Annotated in this window: 12 protein-coding genes; 3 read left to right on the top strand and 9 right to left on the bottom strand. The window is 56.6% G+C overall.

Annotated features, from left to right (window positions below; genetic code table 11):
• Positions 1 to 4: 4 nt before the first annotated feature.
• Positions 5 to 1411, bottom strand: coding sequence for a siroheme synthase CysG (cysG, locus tag SP68_RS04955; RefSeq protein WP_162494494.1), 1407 nt, complete (start codon positions 1409 to 1411; stop codon positions 5 to 7).
• A 246-nt stretch (positions 1412 to 1657) separates the two neighbouring features.
• Between cysG and SP68_RS04950 the strand changes: the two genes are divergently transcribed.
• Positions 1658 to 2704 carry an aminopeptidase gene (locus SP68_RS04950; protein WP_032736344.1) on the top strand — a complete coding sequence of 349 codons (1047 nt, stop codon included), beginning with the start codon at positions 1658 to 1660 and terminating at the stop codon, positions 2702 to 2704.
• A gap of 72 nt (positions 2705 to 2776) precedes the next feature.
• On the opposite strand, the gene cysH is transcribed toward SP68_RS04950, so the two are convergent.
• The 3 genes from cysH to cysJ all read right to left on the bottom strand — a co-directional run bounded on the left by cysH (position 2777) and on the right by cysJ (position 7121).
• Entirely contained in the window at positions 2777 to 3511 is a 735-nt protein-coding gene (gene cysH / locus SP68_RS04945) for a phosphoadenosine phosphosulfate reductase (protein ID WP_008806238.1), read from the bottom strand.
• Positions 3512 to 3609: 98 nt separating this feature from the next.
• Positions 3610 to 5322 (bottom strand): assimilatory sulfite reductase (NADPH) hemoprotein subunit, encoded by a 1713-nt coding sequence (gene cysI, locus SP68_RS04940; protein ID WP_008806239.1) that lies wholly within the window; start codon positions 5320 to 5322, stop codon positions 3610 to 3612.
• Entirely contained in the window at positions 5322 to 7121 is a 1800-nt protein-coding gene (gene cysJ / locus SP68_RS04935; protein WP_008806240.1) for an NADPH-dependent assimilatory sulfite reductase flavoprotein subunit, read from the bottom strand. The genes cysI and cysJ overlap by 1 nt, the downstream gene beginning before the upstream one ends.
• Positions 7122 to 7437: 316 nt before the next feature.
• Between cysJ and queD the strand changes: the two genes are divergently transcribed.
• Positions 7438 to 7803, top strand: a complete 366-nt coding sequence (queD, locus tag SP68_RS04930) for a 6-carboxytetrahydropterin synthase QueD (RefSeq protein ID WP_012967329.1) — start codon at positions 7438 to 7440, stop codon at positions 7801 to 7803.
• Between the two features lie 41 nt (positions 7804 to 7844).
• Here queD and queE read toward each other — a convergent pair whose 3' ends face one another.
• On the bottom strand, positions 7845 to 8516 hold the full coding sequence (gene queE / locus SP68_RS04925) for a 7-carboxy-7-deazaguanine synthase QueE (protein ID WP_008806241.1): 672 nt from the start codon (positions 8514 to 8516) through the stop codon (positions 7845 to 7847).
• A 475-nt stretch (positions 8517 to 8991) separates the two neighbouring features.
• On the opposite strand from queE, the gene SP68_RS04920 reads away from it, so the two are divergent.
• Positions 8992 to 10101, top strand: coding sequence for an SDR family oxidoreductase (locus tag SP68_RS04920; RefSeq protein WP_008806242.1), 1110 nt, complete (start codon positions 8992 to 8994; stop codon positions 10099 to 10101).
• Between the two features lie 63 nt (positions 10102 to 10164).
• On the opposite strand, the gene eno is transcribed toward SP68_RS04920, so the two are convergent.
• From eno to relA, 4 genes are all read right to left on the bottom strand, one after another.
• Positions 10165 to 11463, bottom strand: a complete 1299-nt coding sequence (eno, locus tag SP68_RS04915; protein WP_008806243.1) for a phosphopyruvate hydratase — start codon at positions 11461 to 11463, stop codon at positions 10165 to 10167.
• Positions 11464 to 11543: 80 nt separating this feature from the next.
• Entirely contained in the window at positions 11544 to 13181 is a 1638-nt protein-coding gene (pyrG, locus tag SP68_RS04910; RefSeq protein WP_008806244.1) for a glutamine hydrolyzing CTP synthase, read from the bottom strand.
• 280 nt (positions 13182 to 13461) lie between these two features.
• The gene (gene mazG, locus SP68_RS04905) at positions 13462 to 14253 is read right to left on the bottom strand and encodes a nucleoside triphosphate pyrophosphohydrolase (protein WP_016161725.1); all 792 of its coding nucleotides are present in this window, start codon (positions 14251 to 14253) and stop codon (positions 13462 to 13464) included.
• A gap of 412 nt (positions 14254 to 14665) precedes the next feature.
• A complete protein-coding gene (relA, locus tag SP68_RS04900; protein WP_008806246.1) occupies positions 14666 to 16903 on the bottom strand; it encodes a GTP diphosphokinase in 2238 nt (745 codons plus the stop codon).
• Positions 16904 to 16938: the final 35 nt, after the last annotated feature.

The following is a 16938-nucleotide window of genomic DNA, read 5'->3' as shown; positions in this document are numbered from 1 at the left end:
TTCCTTAAGCCAGATTGACCACCGAAGCGTTAAACCCTTCGGCGGATGATGTATGTTGAAACCAGGCGAGCTGCTGATGCAGCTGCACCACTTCGCCGACCACCAGCAGGGCGGGCATCGGGGCGTCTTTCGCCAGGTGTTCGAGTTGTTGCAATGTGCCGGTTATCGTCTGCTGATCGTCGCGGGTACCGCGGGAAATCACCGCGACCGGCGTAGCGCTGTCGCGACCGTGGGCGATCAACTGCGCGCTGATTTCCGCCGCCTTCATGGTGCCCATGTAGATCGCCAGCGTTTGTTGGCTCTTCGCCAGCAGCGACCAGTCGAAGGGGGCGCTGTCCGGCTTGTAGTGGCCGGTGACAAAGACGGCGCTTTGCGCATAGTCGCGATGGGTCAGCGGAATACCGGCGTAGGCCGTCGCCCCGGCAGCAGCAGTGACGCCAGGCACCACCTGGAACGGGATCCCCGCTTCGGCGGCAGCCTGCAGCTCTTCTGCGCCGCGGCCAAAAATAAACGGATCCCCGCCCTTCAGACGCACGACGGTTTTCCCTGCCTTCGCCGCCGCCACCAGCAGCTGATTGGTTTCATGCTGCGGCACCGAGTGCTCGCCGGCGCGTTTGCCGACACAGATCAGCTCGGCATCACGGCGCACCAGCTCGAGAACCGGCGGGGTCACCAGGTGGTCGTGGAAAACCACGTCCGCCTGCTGGATCGCCTGCAGACCACGAAGGGTCAGCAGCCCGGCATCGCCCGGCCCGGCGCCCACCAGAATAATTTCTCCCGTCTCGCGTTCGGGCTTATCCAGCTCATCCTGCAGCGCCTTTTCCGCCTCCGCATGATTGCCCGCCACCATCAGGCTGGCAAAGCGGCCGGTAAAGACGCGTTCCCAGAAGCGGCGACGCGCTTCGGTGGTCGTCAGACGAGTTTTCAGATGGTTACGCCAGTAGCTCGCCGATTCCGCCAGCCGCCCGAGGTTCGTCGGCAGCAGCGCTTCAATTTTCTCGCGCAGAATGCGCGACAGCACTGGCGCTTTGCCGCTGGAGGAGATCGCCACCAGCAGCGGCGAACGGTCGACGATAGAAGGGAAGACAAACGAGCACAGCGCCTGGTTATCCACCACGTTGACCAACCGGTAGCGCGCGTTAGCCGCCGCAAACACCCGCTGGTTAAGCGCCTCATCCTCCGTGGCCGCAATCACCAGAAAGACATCATCCACCAGCGACTCGCTAAATTCCGTCGCCCGCCAGCTAAGCGCCTGGCGCGCCGCCAGATCGGCCAGCGCCGGAGAGAGCGTCCCGGCGACCACCTGCACCTGCGCCTGAGCGCGCAGCAGGAATTTAATCTTGCGTTCAGCAATCTCATCGCCGCCGATCACCAGCACGGGCCTTTGTTTCAGTTCGGCAAAAAGGGGCAAGTAATCCACGGCGCAACAACTCTCTTACAATCAGCGATACTGCGACTATAGGGTGCGCCTGAGAGCAAATGAAATTACGAAATGGAATGAGTTGTGACGCAAAGGAATAACGCTGTGGAAATACAAATATCAAAAAGTGCTTAACGCGCTATTTTTCCGCTATTTAAGAGCAATTGAAATTGTTTAACCGCGGTCACAGTTTCATACTATACGCGTCAAATTGTCTTGTTCGTGTAAGGACCCCTTATGTTTTCCGCGTTGTGCCGCCGTCTGCTTCCTCTGGCGCTCGGCACCGGTTTTGTTTTCGCCGCCGCCCCCGCATTCAGCGCGCTGGGTGACGCCGCCAGTAGCCAGGCTCGTCATATCGCCACCGTCTTCCCGGGACGAATGACCGGAACACCAGCCGAGATGTTGTCAGCCGAGTACCTCCGCCAGCAGTTCGCCCAGATGGGTTATCAGAGCGACGTGCGCAGCTTCAATACCCGCTACATCTATACCGATAACAATCAGCGTAAGAACTGGCATAACGCCACCGGCAGTACGGTGATCGCCGCCCATGAAGGCCAGTCCCGCCAGCAAATCATTATTATGGCGCACCTCGATACCTACGCGCCGCAGAGCGATAAAGACGTGGAGAACAACCTTGGCGGCCTGACGCTGCAGGGCATCGACGACAACGCGATGGGGCTCGGCGTGATGCTGGAGCTGGCGGATCATTTAAAGAATATCCCCACCCGCTATGGCATTCGCTTTATCGCCACCAGCGGTGAAGAGGAAGGTCGTCTCGGGGCGCAAAATCTGCTGCAGCGCATGAGTGAGGCGGAAAAGAAAAATACCCTGCTGGTGATCAACCTCGATAATCTGGTGGTGGGCGATAAGCTTTACTTCAACAGTGGCCGCCGCACGCCGGCCTCGGTGCGTAAGCTAACCCGCGACCGTGCGCTGGCTATCGCCCGCAGCAAGGGGATTGTCGCGGCGACCAATCCAGGACTGAACCCAGCATACCCAAAAGGCACCGCCTGCTGTAACGACGCCAGCGTCTTCGACAGCGCGGGGATCCCGGTGCTGTCGGTCGAGGCAACCAACTGGTCACTCGGCAAAAAGGATGGCTATCAGCAGCGCCAGAAATCCCGCGCCTTCCCGGACGGCACCAGCTGGCATAGCGTGCAGATTGATAATCAGCAGTATCTCGACCACGCGCTGCCGGGACGCATAGAACGCCGCAGCCGCGAGGTAGTGAAAGTGATGCTGCCGCTGGTGAAAGAGCTGGCGAAGGTGGAGAAGAAAAGCTGATACGCACAAAAGAACGCGCGGTATCACCCGCGTGTTCTTCTTGAATTATCACCCAAAGAAAGCGCTAACAGCTTAACCCTCGTGCAATCCGCACTCGCGTTTAAGCCCGAAGAACCGGGTCTCTTCTTCTGCCATGCCTGGCTCCCATTTGCGCGTGGTGTGGGTATCGCCTACAGACAGATAGCCCTGATCCCACAGCGGGTGGTATTTCAGCCCGTGCTTTTGCAGGTACTGATACACCGTCCGGTTATCCCAGTCGATAATCGGCAGCACCTTGAACACCCCGCGCTGGATAGCCAGCACCGGTAAGGTCGCCCGGCTACCGGACTGCTCGCGGCGCAGACCAGCGAACCAGGTCTGGGTATTGAGCTCTTTCAGCGCCCGGTTCATCGGCTCGACTTTGTTGATCTCATTGTATTTCTCAATGCCCTCAACGCCCTGCTCCCACAGCTTACCGTAACGCGCCTCCTGCCAGGCGGCGCTCTCCTGCGCCCGATAGACCTTCAGGTTCAGCTTGAGCTTGTCGGTTAACTCATCGATAAACTGATAGGTTTCCGGAAACAGATAGCCGGTATCCGTGAGGATCACCGGAATATCCGGGCGCAGCTGATTCACCAGGTGCAGACTCACCGCCGCCTGAATGCCAAAGCTGGAAGATAAAGCATACTCGCCAGGCAGATTTTCCAGCGCCCACGCTACGCGTTCTTCGGCGCTGAGCTTCTCCAGCTTCGCATTGGTCTCCGCCAGCGCCAGGATACGTTCCACTTTCGGCAATGCATTAAGCGCGTTTAGATCGAGTACGGACATATAAACCTCGTTTGCCTGTTTTACCGGGCGGCACTGCGTTTGCCCGGCCTACGGGTTTTACAGGCCCGGGTCGCTACGCGCCACCGGGCACCAGGATGTTATTCCCAGAAATCGCGGGCTGGGTCGAGCACCGGGCGAATGATGCCCGCACGCACCGTAAAGTCGCCGAAGCCTTCACCCGCTTCGCGCTCTTTCGCCCAGCGCCCTACCAGTTCGTCTAGCGAGTCGAGAATTTCCGACTCGGTAATATTCTCACGGTACATCCGCGGGATGCGGGTGCCGCTGCGGTTACCGCCAAGGTGCAGGTTGTAGCGCCCCGGTGCTTTGCCCACCAGTCCCACTTCCGCCAGCATCGCGCGGCCACAGCCGTTCGGGCAGCCGGTGACGCGGGTGACGATATGCTCATCGCTCACGCCGTGCTTGTTCATCACCCCTTCCACCTTGTCGATAAACGACGGCAGGAAACGTTCGGCTTCCGCCATTGCCAACGGGCAGGTCGGGAAGGAGACGCAGGCCATCGAGTTTTCGCGCTGCGGAGTAACGGCATTCATCAGACCATGATCCCGCGCCAGCTTCTCGATCCGCGCCTTCTGATCTTCCGGTACGCTGGCAACGATCAGGTTCTGGTTGGCGGTGATGCGGAATTCGCCTTTATGGATCTTAGCAATCTCCAGCAGGCCAGTCTTCAGCGGACGACCCGGATAATCGAGAATGCGGCCGTTTTCAATAAACAGCGTCAGGTGCCATTTGTCATCAATCCCCTTCACCCAGCCGATGCGGTCGCCGCGGCCGGTGAATTCGTACGGGCGGATCGGCTCAAACTTAATGCCGGCCCGGCGCTCCACTTCCGCCTTGAAGGTTTCGACGCCAACGCGCTCAAGGGTGTACTTGGTTTTCGCATTCTTACGGTCGGTACGGTTGCCCCAGTCGCGCTGGGTAGTCACGACCGCTTCCGCCACCGCCAGAGTATGCTCCAGCGGCAGATAACCGAATTCGCTCGCCGTGCGGGCGTAGGTTTTCTTGTTGCCGTGTTCGATTGAGAGACCGCCGCCCACCAGCAGGTTAAAGCCCACCAGCTTGCCATTTTCGGCAATCGCCACGAAGTTCATGTCGTTAGCGTGCAGATCGATATCGTTCTGCGGCGGGATCACCACCGTGGTTTTAAACTTACGCGGCAGATAGGTCTGACCGAGGATCGGCTCTTCGTCAGTAGTGGCGACCTTTTTCTGATCCAGCCAGATCTCGGCATAAGCGCGGGTACGCGGCAGCAGATGCTCGGAGATCTTTTTCGCCCACTCGTAGGCCTCAGCGTGCAGCTGCGACTCGTACGGGTTGGAGGTGCACAGCACATTACGGTTCATATCGTTGGCGGTGGCCAGCGCGTCCAGCCCCACCGAGTGCAGCATCTGATGCACCGGTTTCACGTTCTTTTTCAGAATGCCGTGGAACTGGAAGGTTTGCCGGTTGGTCAGACGAATACTGCCGTAAATGGTGTTGTCCGCGGCAAACTTATCGATCGCCTTCCACTGGGTGGTGGTGATCACCCCGCCCGGCAGACGGCAGCGCAGCAGCATCGCATGGCGCGGCTCCAGCTTCTGGGCGGCGCGTTCCGCGCGGATATCGCGATCGTCCTGCTGGTACATGCCGTGGAAACGGATCAGCAGGAAGTTATCGCCTTTAAAACCGCCGGTCAGACCGTCGTTTAAATCTTCCGCAATGGTGCCGCGCAGGTAGTTGCTCTCAAGCTTCATGCGCTCGGCATCGGTCAGTTTACCTTCGACCACTAAAGGCCCCGGATGTTTTTCGCTCATTAGTAGACATCTCGCTGATAACGGCGCTCAACGCGCAGCTCACTTAAAAATTCGTCCGCCGCTTCGGCGTCCATCGCGCCGTATTCGGCAATCACTTCCAGTAAAGTATGTTCCACGTCTTTCGCCATACGATTGGCGTCGCCGCAGACATAAATGTGGGCGCCATCATTGATCCAGCGCCACAGCTCGGCTCCCTGCTCGCGCAGTTTGTCCTGCACGTAGATTTTTTGTTGTTGATCGCGGGACCAGGCCAGGTCAATACGGGTCAGCAGACCTTCCTTCACATAGCTCTGCCACTCTACCTGATAGAGGAAATCTTCAGTGAAGTGTGGGTTGCCGAAGAACAACCAGTTCTTGCCTTGCGCCCCGTCCGCTGCGCGCTGCTGCATAAAGGCGCGGAACGGCGCAATGCCGGTGCCCGGGCCAATCATGATCACCGGCGTCTCCGGGTTAGCCGGCAGACGGAAGTTGTCATTGTGTTCAATAAAGACGCGGACTTCGCCATCTTCTTCCACACGGTCGGCGAGGAAGCTGGAGGCACCGCCAGCCCGGGCGCGGCCTTCTATTTCATAGCGCACCACGCCCACGGTGACATGCACTTCGCTCTCCACTTCCGCCTGTGAGGAGGCAATGGAGTACAGGCGCGGCGTCAGCGGACGCAGCAGACCGATTAACGCCTCGGCGTCCAGCTGCGCCGGCGAGAAACGGACCATATCGACGATCGGCGTCGCAGCAGCATACTGCTGCAGCTGAGCTTTATCGCCCACCAGCGGCAGCAGCGATTCGCTGCGGGTCAGGGTGGCGTAGTTTTCGACGATAGTCGCGGTGTTAACCGTCAGCTCAAAATGCCACTCCAGCGCTTCCGCCAGCGGCAGAGTTTTGCCATCAACGGTTACCGGCTCGTCACCTTTCAGCCACAGCAGCTCCACCAGCTCTTTGACCAGTTGAGGATCGTTTTGATACCAGACGCCCAGCGCGTCGCCCGGCTGATAGCGCAGACCGGAATCACCGAGGTCAATTTCGATATGGCGCACATCTTTTTCGGAATCGCGGCCAGTGATTTTCTGGTTGACCGACAAGGTCGCCGACAGCGGAGCCTCTTTGGTGTACGGGCTGGTATGGATGTCGTTCACCGCGCCGCTGGTGGCCAGCTGGGCGGGCGCGGCAACTGGCGCACGGGCTTTCAGCACCTCAACGACGCGCGCGCGCCATTCCGCAGCCGCGGTCTGATATTCGACGTCGGCATCGACGCGATCGAGCAGGCGTTCCGCGCCGAGCTCGGCCAGCTTGCTGTCGAAATCTTTGCCAGACTGGCAGAAGAATTCATAAGAAGTATCGCCGAGGCCAAAGACAGCGAACGCGGTCCCGTCCAGCTTCGGCGCTTTTTTCGAGAACAGGAACTTATGCAATGCGACCGCTTCTTCCGGCGGCTCACCTTCCCCCTGGGTGGACGTCACGACCACCAGCAGTTTTTCCGCAGCAATTTGTTTGAATTTATAATCGCCTGCATTCACCAGCTTCACGTTCAGCTTCGCTGCCAGCAGATCGTCGCGCAGCGCTTCGGCGACGCGGCGGGCATTGCCGGTTTGCGAGGCGGAAATCAGCGTGATCGAGGGCACCTCAGCGGCCTGGGCAGGAACGGCCACAGCCGCGCCGGACTGCTGATTCAGCACGCCCCAGAAATAGCCAGACACCCAGGCAAGCTGAGTGGGCGTGAAGTCAGTGGTGGCCGCCTGAAGGCGCGCCAGTTGCTCCGGGTTGAGCGGCAGCAAGTTGGAAGGTGTGGCCTGTGTCGTCATGCGTCGTTTGTTCCAGTAAGCAAAGCTGTTGTTCGCGCCCTGTCAGCGCGACAAAAACAGAAGAGAATAGAAGGGTAACGGTGCTGATAGTAACAATTAAAGAAGGGATGGAAATAATAAATAACCAAATGGACTAACCTGTTTTAGTTGTAGTTATTAACAACAAAATCGATTAAATAACCACATGAAATATAACCATTTAATTCAGATAACCCAGATAAATGTGTCCATTTTCTGTTCAGGGCCGTTTTAGTTAATGCGAAAAAATGTGCTTTCCGGTACCCTACGGCGGTTTTTTTCGTCCTGTTGAGAGTCAATGATGTCCACCACGCTGTTTAAAGATTTCACCTTCGAAGCCGCCCACCACCTGCCGCACGTCCCGGAAGGACACAAATGCGGTCGCCTGCATGGCCACTCCTTTATGGTGCGTCTGGAGATCACCGGTGAAGTCGATCCCCATACCGGGTGGATCATGGATTTTGCCGAGCTGAAGGCCGCCTTCAAGCCGACATACGATCGCCTGGACCACTATTATCTGAACGATATCCCCGGTCTGGAAAACCCCACCAGCGAAGTGCTGGCGAAATGGATCTGGGATGAGATGAAACCGAGGGTACCGCTGCTGAGCGCCGTGATGGTCAAAGAGACCTGCACCGCTGGCTGCATCTATCGCGGCGAGTAAGCGAAAAAAAAGCCCGGTCAGTACGCTGCCGGGCTTTTTTATCAGGCAATATTCAAATATTTGTGCGTCTGCATGGACAGGCGCCAGTTACGGGCGATGCAGGTGTCGATACACAGGCGCGTCGCGTCTTCTTTCTGACTGATCGGCTGCAGGGCGATGATCCGCGGTTTGTCATCGCTCAGCGTTTCCAGCAGTTCGTCCAGCGCTTCGATGTCGCGGACGCGCCCTACCGGATGCTTGATCTCATCCGCCCGCTGCAGAGCCTGCGACAGCACATCATACCCGCCACGCATATTAACCTTCGGGGATACCGTCACCCAGGTGTTGTGGCTGCAGCGCACTTCATGGGTGCCGCTGGTTTCAATCTGACAGCTAAAGCCGTTTTGTTCCAGAAGCGAGGTTAACGGCGTTAAATCATGAATGCAGGGTTCACCGCCGGTAATGACCACGTGGCGGGCAGTCCACCCCTGGCGCCCAATAATCGCCAGCAGATCCTCGCTGCTTGCCGGCCCCCACTTATCGCTCTCTTTGGTTTTCGCCAGGATGCTGAACAACGACACTTCCCGATCGGCCAGCTTGTCCCAGGTATGCTTAGTGTCGCACCACGCGCATCCTACCGGGCATCCCTGCAGACGAATAAAAATGGCAGGCACGCCGGTGAAGTAACCCTCGCCTTGCAGGGTCTGGAACATCTCGTTAATCGGGTACTGCATAGTCATCTCTGTTTAGGGTCATAAACGTCCATTATCGCAGATTTCAGCGCACAGGTCTTGTCCTGAGCTGCGATCCCTTTTTTACCCCTTCGTCAATATCCGTGTCGGGAATAATATTATTGATTAAAGAAACAATCTTTTCTTTTGGCTTAATTTATTAGCATGATAAGAATTAAAATAATTAATATTCTGACACGTGGACTGAAAATGTGTAACAGAAAATGTTATTCCTGTCATTCAGGATAAAATAAAAGGTCCAGACAGCAAAATAAAAAACCTTAAAATACAGTGATGTACAAACTGATACATGAAAGAGTGAATTATCTGGCCGATCTGCGAGTCCAATTCAATCCGCCGGTGATAATAACCTTAAACTGGTCTTAATAAATCCCTGATCGGGCCCCTTCTTTATTTAATCGTCGTTTACTTTTGCCCGCCTAGAATCCCGCAGACCAACCATAATGAGATAGCGTTTATGACCACATTATTAATTACCGGCGTTACGGGGTTTCTGGGCGGTGCCGCGTTAGAGAAAATACTCCATCAGGAAACCCGGTTAGATCTGCTACTGCTCGTGCGTGCTGATAGCCCCGAGGCAGGCCTCGAACGGGTCAAAGAGAACATGCGTAAGTTCAACATCGCCGAGGAGAAGCTGGCGATGCTTCACCCGCAGCATATCCTGCTGGGCGATCTCGCTTCTCCGGAGCATTTTCTTAACGATCCGCGCCTCGATCAGGTGACGCATGTCCTCAACTGCGCCGCTGTCGCCTCGTTTGGCAGCAACCCGCTCATCTGGAAGGTTAACGTTGAGGGTACGCTGCGCCTGGCGCAACGGATGGCGCAGGTTGAGGGTCTGCAGCGTTTTCTGCACGTCGGCACAGCGATGTCATGTTCGCCTGAGCCGGATTCACTGGTCGCCGAAAGCGCGGAGTTTCGGGAACGCGCTGAGCACCTGGTGGAATACACCCACTCGAAATCAACCATCGAGCAGTTGATGCAGCAGCATTGCCCTACACTGCCGCTGGTCATTGCCCGCCCTTCTATCGTGGTGGGTCATACCCATCACGGCTGCCGGCCTTCCAGCAGTATTTTCTGGGTGTTCAGCATGGGGCTGATGCTGCAGAAATTTTTATGTTCCATGGAGGACCGAATCGATGTCATCCCGGTGGACTACTGCGCTGATGCCCTGCTGATGCTGCTTAACCAGCCGCTGGCTCACGGCGAAGTGGTGCACATCTCTGCCGGGGAGGAGAATAGCGTGAAGTTTGCCGAAATCGACCGGGCGATGGCTCAGGCCCTCGAACAGGCCCCGGTGGGGGATAAGTACGCCCAGGTCAGCTATGACACGCTGGTCAAAATGCGTCGTGAACTGAAAGGGATATTTGGGCCATGCAATGAACGTCTGATGCTGAAAGCCATGCGCTTATATGGCGCGTTCGCTACGTTGAATGTGCGCTTTAGTAACGACAAGCTGTTGAGCATGGGAATGCCAAAACCACCGCGTTTTACGGATTACATCGACCGCTGCGTGGAGACCACTCGCGGGCTGTCGATCCCCCAGCAAATGGCCGTCGATTTTAAATAATCGCCGACGAGGTAAAAAAAATGCCAGCCCTGAGGCTGGCATTATTATTTCACAAAGACAGGATTATGCCTGGCCTTTGATCTCTTTACGACCGTTGAACGGCGCTTGCTCACCCAGCGCTTCTTCGATACGAATCAGCTGGTTGTATTTAGCAACGCGGTCAGAACGGCTCATAGAACCGGTTTTGATCTGGCCTGCAGCGGTACCGACAGCCAGGTCAGCGATGGTCGCGTCTTCAGTTTCGCCAGAACGGTGAGAGATGACAGCGGTGTAGCCAGCGTCTTTCGCCATCTTGATGGCAGCCAGAGTTTCGGTCAGAGAACCGATCTGGTTGAATTTGATCAGGATGGAGTTAGCGATGCCTTTTTCGATGCCTTCTTTCAGGATCTTGGTGTTGGTTACGAACAGGTCGTCACCAACCAGCTGGATTTTGTCGCCCAGTACTTTGGTCTGGTATGCGAAACCGTCCCAGTCAGATTCGTCCAGGCCATCTTCGATGGAGACGATCGGGTACTGTTTGGTCAGGTCTTCCAGGAAGTGAGTGAACTCTTCAGAGGTGAACGCTTTGTTGCCTTCGCCAGCCAGAACGTATTTACCGTCTTTGTAGAATTCAGATGCTGCACAGTCCATCGCCAGGGTGATGTCTTTGCCCAGCTCGTAGCCAGCAGCTTTAACCGCTTCAGCGATAACAGCCAGTGCTTCGGCGTTAGAACCCAGGTTCGGCGCGTAGCCGCCTTCGTCACCAACGGCAGTGTTCATGCCTTTGGACTTCAGCACTTTCGCCAGGTGATGGAACACTTCAGAACCCATGCGTACGGCTTCTTTCAGGGTCGGCGCGCCAACCGGCTGAATCATGAATTCCTGGATGTCGACGTTGTTGTCAGCGTGCTCACCACCGTTGATGATGTTCATCATCGGAACCGGCATGGAGTATTTGCCCGGAGTGCCGTTCAGTTCCGCGATGTGCGCGTACAGCGGCAGGCCTTTGGACGCTGCAGCTGCTTTGGCGTTTGCCAGAGAAACAGCCAGGATAGCGTTCGCACCGAAGTTAGATTTGTTTTCAGTACCGTCCAGGTCGATCATGATCTTGTCGATGCCAGCCTGATCTTTAGCATCTTTGCCCAGGATTGCCTGAGCGATCGGGCCGTTTACCGCAGCAACAGCTTTGGTTACGCCTTTACCCAGAAAACGGGATTTGTCGCCATCGCGCAGTTCCAGCGCTTCGCGGGAACCAGTAGAAGCACCTGACGGAGCAGCTGCCATACCGACGAAACCACCTTCCAGGTGTACTTCGGCTTCAACAGTCGGGTTACCACGGGAGTCGATGATTTCACGACCGATGACTTTAACGATTTTGGACATTAGGTTTTCCTCAGTACAAGTTAAACTAAAACTCCAGACAAACAATGCACCCAGTTGGGTGCATTGCCGTTCTAACTCTTTTACTTCGCCTGACGCTTCTGGTACTCGCTCGCGGCTTTCACAAAGCCAGCAAACAGCGGGTGCCCATCACGCGGCGTCGAAGTAAACTCCGGGTGGAACTGGCAGGCAACAAACCACGGATGGTTCGGCACTTCGATGATCTCGACCAACTGATCATCCCCGGAACGGCCCGCAACGCGCAGACCAGCAGCTTCAATCGGTTTCAACAACATGTTGTTGACTTCGTAGCGGTGACGATGGCGCTCGGTGATGGTCGGCTCGCCGTACAGCTGGCGCACCAGAGATTCATCATCCAGCTGGCACTGCTGTGCGCCCAGGCGCATGGTGCCGCCCAGATCGCTCTTCTCGGAGCGGACTTCAACGTTGCCATCTTCGTCACGCCATTCGGTAATCAGGGCCACAACCGGGTATTTACAGTCTGGCACAAATTCCGTCGAGTTGGCGTTTTCCATACCCGCTACGTTGCGCGCGAACTCAATCAGCGCAACCTGCATACCCAGGCAGATGCCCAGATAAGGAATATTGTTCTCACGCGCATAGCGCGCGGTGGCGATCTTACCTTCCACACCGCGGTAGCCGAAGCCGCCCGGGATAAGGATAGCATCTAAATCCTTGAGGATTTCGACGCCGCGCGTTTCCACATCCTGCGAATCGATCAGCTTGATGTTGACGGTCACGCGGTTTTTCAGACCACCGTGTTTCAGCGCTTCAATCACCGACTTGTAGGCATCCGGCAGTTCAATGTACTTACCGACCATACCAATGGTGACTTCGCCTGCCGGATTGGCTTCTTCATAGATTACCTGTTCCCATTCGGCCAGGTTTGCTTCCGGACAAGTTAAGCTGAATCGTTTACAAATATAATCGTCCAGCCCCTGAGATTTCAACAGGCCCGGAATTTTATAAATGGAATCGACGTCTTTCAGAGAAATCACAGCCTTTTCCGGAACGTTACAGAACAAAGCAATTTTGGCTCGTTCGTTGGCCGGAACCGCGCGGTCTGAGCGGCAGATCAGGATATCTGGCTGGATACCGATGGAAAGCAGCTCTTTCACGGAGTGCTGGGTCGGCTTGGTTTTGACTTCGCCCGCAGCGGCCATGTACGGCACCAGGGTCAGGTGCATAAACAGGGTATGCTCGCGGCCGATCTCTACCGCCATCTGACGAATGGCTTCGAGGAACGGCAGGGATTCGATATCGCCTACGGTACCGCCGATTTCCACCAGTACGACGTCATGGCCTTCGCCGCCCGCCAGTACGCGCTCTTTGATAGCGTTGGTGATGTGTGGAATAACCTGAACGGTGGCACCCAGATAGTCGCCACGGCGCTCTTTGCGCAGTACGTCGGAGTAGATACGGCCGGTGGTGAAGTTGTTGCGACGCGTCATCTTGGTACGGATGAAACGCTCATAGTGGCCCAGGTCCAGATCGGTTTCTGCGCCGTCTTCAGTAACGAACACTTCCCCATGCTGGATTGGGCTCATGGTGCCCGGATCGACGTTGATATACGGATCCAGTTTCATGATGGTCACGTTGAGACCACGGGCTTCAAGAATGGCTGCCAGGGAGGCTGCGGCAATGCCTTTACCCAGAGAGGATACGACCCCGCCGGTCACAAAAATATAGTTCGTTGTCATGCTGAACCTGAGAAGTTAGGGTAAAACGATGGAATAACCAGGACGGGAAAGTAGTATACCCGAACATGCGTGACGCCACAAACTTTCATTCTTCCCCTCCCCTTCGTTCTTCAAGTTGCACCTGTGTTGCGACTCGAACAACTCGAAGAGGCAGGCTACATGGTGTTTCAACGACATAACGGAAAGAGAAAATAGACGCTTTTGGCGAAATGTTTTTGACGTAAATCAAGCGCTTGTTATTTATAAAATCACACAAATCGCGCTTGATCACGAAAACTCGTTAGAGATCAGTTTCCTGGCGTTTTACTTCCTGCCACACTTCTTCCATGGTATCGAGGTCGATGCCGGTCATTTCCAGGCCGCGGGCGGCGACAATGCGCTCGACCTCGCGGAAGCGACGCTCAAATTTGCGGTTTGCTTTCTGCAGCGCCACCTCGGCTTTGACCCCTAAATGACGGGATAAATTCACCGTGGCGAACAGCAGATCGCCCACTTCCTCTTCCAGTTTTGCTTCATCCACCACCGCCTGCTGCGCTTCATGCATCACTTCATCAATTTCTTCATGCACCTTGTCGAGCACCGGTCCCAGCGAGGTCCAGTCGAAACCCACTGCCGAGCAGCGGCGCTGGATTTTGTGCGCGCGCATTAGCGCCGGCAGGCTATGGGGAATATCGTCCAGCGCCGAGTGCTGGGCTTTTTCCGCCCGCTCCGCGCTTTTGATCTGCTCCCAGCGCGCCAGGACTTCGCTGCTGTTTCCTGCGGTAGCATCAGCGAAAATATGGGGATGGCGACGCTCCAGCTTATCGCTGATGGCAGCGCAGATATCGTCAAAGTTAAAGCGTCCTTCTTCCTGCGCCATTTGCGCATAGAACACCACCTGGAACAGCAGATCGCCCAGCTCACCGCGCAGGTCGTCAAAATCTTCCCGCTGGATAGCATCGAGGACCTCGTAGGTCTCCTCAAGGGTGTAAGGGGCGATAGTGGCAAAGGTCTGCTCTTTATCCCACGGGCAGCCGTTTTCCGGGTCGCGCAGGCGCTTCATAATGCCGAGCAGGCGGTCGATTTGGGTCATGTGAGGATCCTGGAAATGTAAAAAATGGTAGAAATTGATATCGGTTTGCAACTTTTGAGCCCGGGAAAAGCGTTTTTCACGTGTGACTCCAGCGTACTTTGCGCTCCCGGTAACTGTTCTGCCATATGTCTCCTGTGGTACAGGGAGCGCACAGGGGGCGGCCAGTCGCCGCCGCCCCCTGTACCCCCGGGCTCCGGCCAGCAAAATCGCCGCTGCGCGGTGCCTTCGACTTATCCCTGCAGGCTTCGGATCGGGCCGAGGCAGCGTCCCTGCAAAACACGGCCCTCAGCCCGCATCCATGCGGGCTGCCCCTGCCTTCCGGGAACGTCTCAGCGATTTTGAGGCCGCCAACGCCGGCAGTTTCAGCAGCCATTGCCCCAGCGGTCATTCATTGACCTGGCCTGGAGAGGGCTTAACCGCCGTGCAGACGGCGCGCGTCAATGACATCGGGCACCTGGTTGAGCTTACCAAGCACCCGGCCCAGCACCTGCAGGTTGTAAATCTCAATGGTCATATCGATGGTTGCCAGCTGCTGACGGGTATCACTGCGGCTGGCGACACCCAGCACATTCACCTTCTCATTGGCGAGGATGGTGGTGATATCGCGCAGTAAACCGCTGCGATCGTTCGCCTCCACCCTGACCACCAGCGAGTAGCCCGCCGAGTAGCTTTCACCCCATACCGCATCGACGATGCGCTCCGGAGCATGCGACTGCAGTTCAGCCAGCTGATCGCAGTCGGCGCGATGCACGGAAATCCCGCGCCCCTGGGTGATAAAGCCGACGATCTCATCGCCCGGGATCGGCTGGCAGCAGCGGGCAATATGGTGCATCAGGTTGCCTACCCCTTCCACCACCACCCGGCCATTGTCCTTGGTGCGGTTCTGTGGGGCGTAGGTTTTCTGCTGCAGCTGCTTCAGCGCGGCCGCATCCTGCTCAGCGGCGCTCGGTTTATTGAACTGCGCCTGCAGGAAATTGACCATCTGGTTGAGACGGATATCGCCGCCGCCAATGGCAGCCAGCAGTTCATCGAGCTCGTTGAAGTTGTAGCGCGGCAGCAGGTGTTTTTCCGCATCCTTAAGACTGATGCCCAGATGCTCCAGCTCGTCGTCGAGGATCTGCCGACCAGCGAGAATATTCTTGTCGCGGTCCTGTTTACGGAACCAGGCGTGGATCTTCGAGCGTCCGCGACTGGTGGTCACGTAGCCGAGGTTAGGGTTCAGCCAGTCGCGGCTCGGGTTCGGCTGCTTCTGGGTAATAATTTCGATCTGATCGCCCATCTGCAGCTGATAGGTGAACGGCACGATACGGCCGCCAATTTTGGCGCCGATGCAGCGATGGCCGACGTCGCTGTGGATATGGTAGGCAAAGTCGAGCGGCGTCGACCCCGCTGGCAGGTCCACCACGTCGCCTTTCGGTGTAAAGACATACACCCGATCGTCGAAAACCTGACTGCGCACTTCGTCGAGCATTTCGCCAGAGTCGGCCATCTCTTCCTGCCAGGCAATCAGCTTACGCAGCCAGGCGATGCGGTCCTCATAGCCACGGCCACCGCCGGTGCCCGCTCCCGCCCCCTCTTTGTACTTCCAGTGCGCAGCCACGCCAAGCTCAGCATCTTCATGCATCTGCCGGGTGCGAATTTGAATTTCCACCGTCTTGCCGCTCGGGCCCAGCACCACGGTATGAATAGACTGATAGCCGTTGGGTTTCGGGTTGGCCACGTAGTCATCGAATTCATCCGGCAGGTGACGATAGTGGGTATGGACGATCCCCAGCGCGGCGTAACAATCCTGCAAACGCTCGGCCACGATGCGCACCGCGCGAACGTCAAACAGCTCGTCAAACGCGAGGTGTTTTTTCTGCATTTTGCGCCAGATGCTGTAGATGTGCTTCGGCCGGCCATAGACTTCCGCCTTGACGCCTTCGGCTTTCATCTCCGAGCGCAGGTGACCGACGAACTCGTCGATGTAATGCTCACGGTCGATACGGCGTTCGTGGAGCAGTTTAGCAATGCGCTTGTATTCTGCCGGATGCAGATAACGGAAGCAGTAATCTTCCAGCTCCCACTTCAGCTGGCCGATACCTAAGCGGTTCGCCAGCGGCGCATAGATATTGGTGCACTCTTTCGCCGCCAGCACGCGTTCATCTTCCGGCGCGTCTTTGACCTCGCGCAGATGCGCGATCCGCTCAGCAAGCTTGATGACCACGCAGCGGAAATCGTCAACCATCGCCAGCAGCATGCGGCGAATGTTATCCACCTGCTCGGAAGATACCGAGTCGTTATGGGTGGCTTTTAGCTGGCGGATAGCGGCCATGTCCCGCACCCCGTGAATCAGGGTCACGACCGATTTACCCACGCTCTCCTGCATGACCTCTTCACTAACGACTTCACCGTCCGCCAGTGGGAACAACAGCGCCGCGCGCAGCGTATCGAGATCCATACTCAGGGTGGACAGAATCTCCACCATTTCGACGCCACGCCACAGCAGCAGGTCTGCCTGCGGGTGTCCTTGCGTTTTTTCGCGACAATAATCCCAGGTTTCGGCTAAGCGCTCACACGACTGCTGGCTGGAAATCCCCAGACTCGCGATCCATTTCTTCGGGTCAAATTCACCAGCTTTATTAAGATGTGCACTTCTTACCGCAACCATTGTCCTCTCCTTAAGGGACCGGCCTGCCGAAGTCG

The sequence above is a fragment of the Klebsiella variicola genome (assembly GCF_000828055.2).
Classification (GTDB): Bacteria; Pseudomonadota; Gammaproteobacteria; order Enterobacterales; family Enterobacteriaceae; genus Klebsiella; species Klebsiella variicola.
Note: the sequence above shows the minus strand (reverse complement) of the source record. Positions and strands in the feature narration are given on the sequence as shown.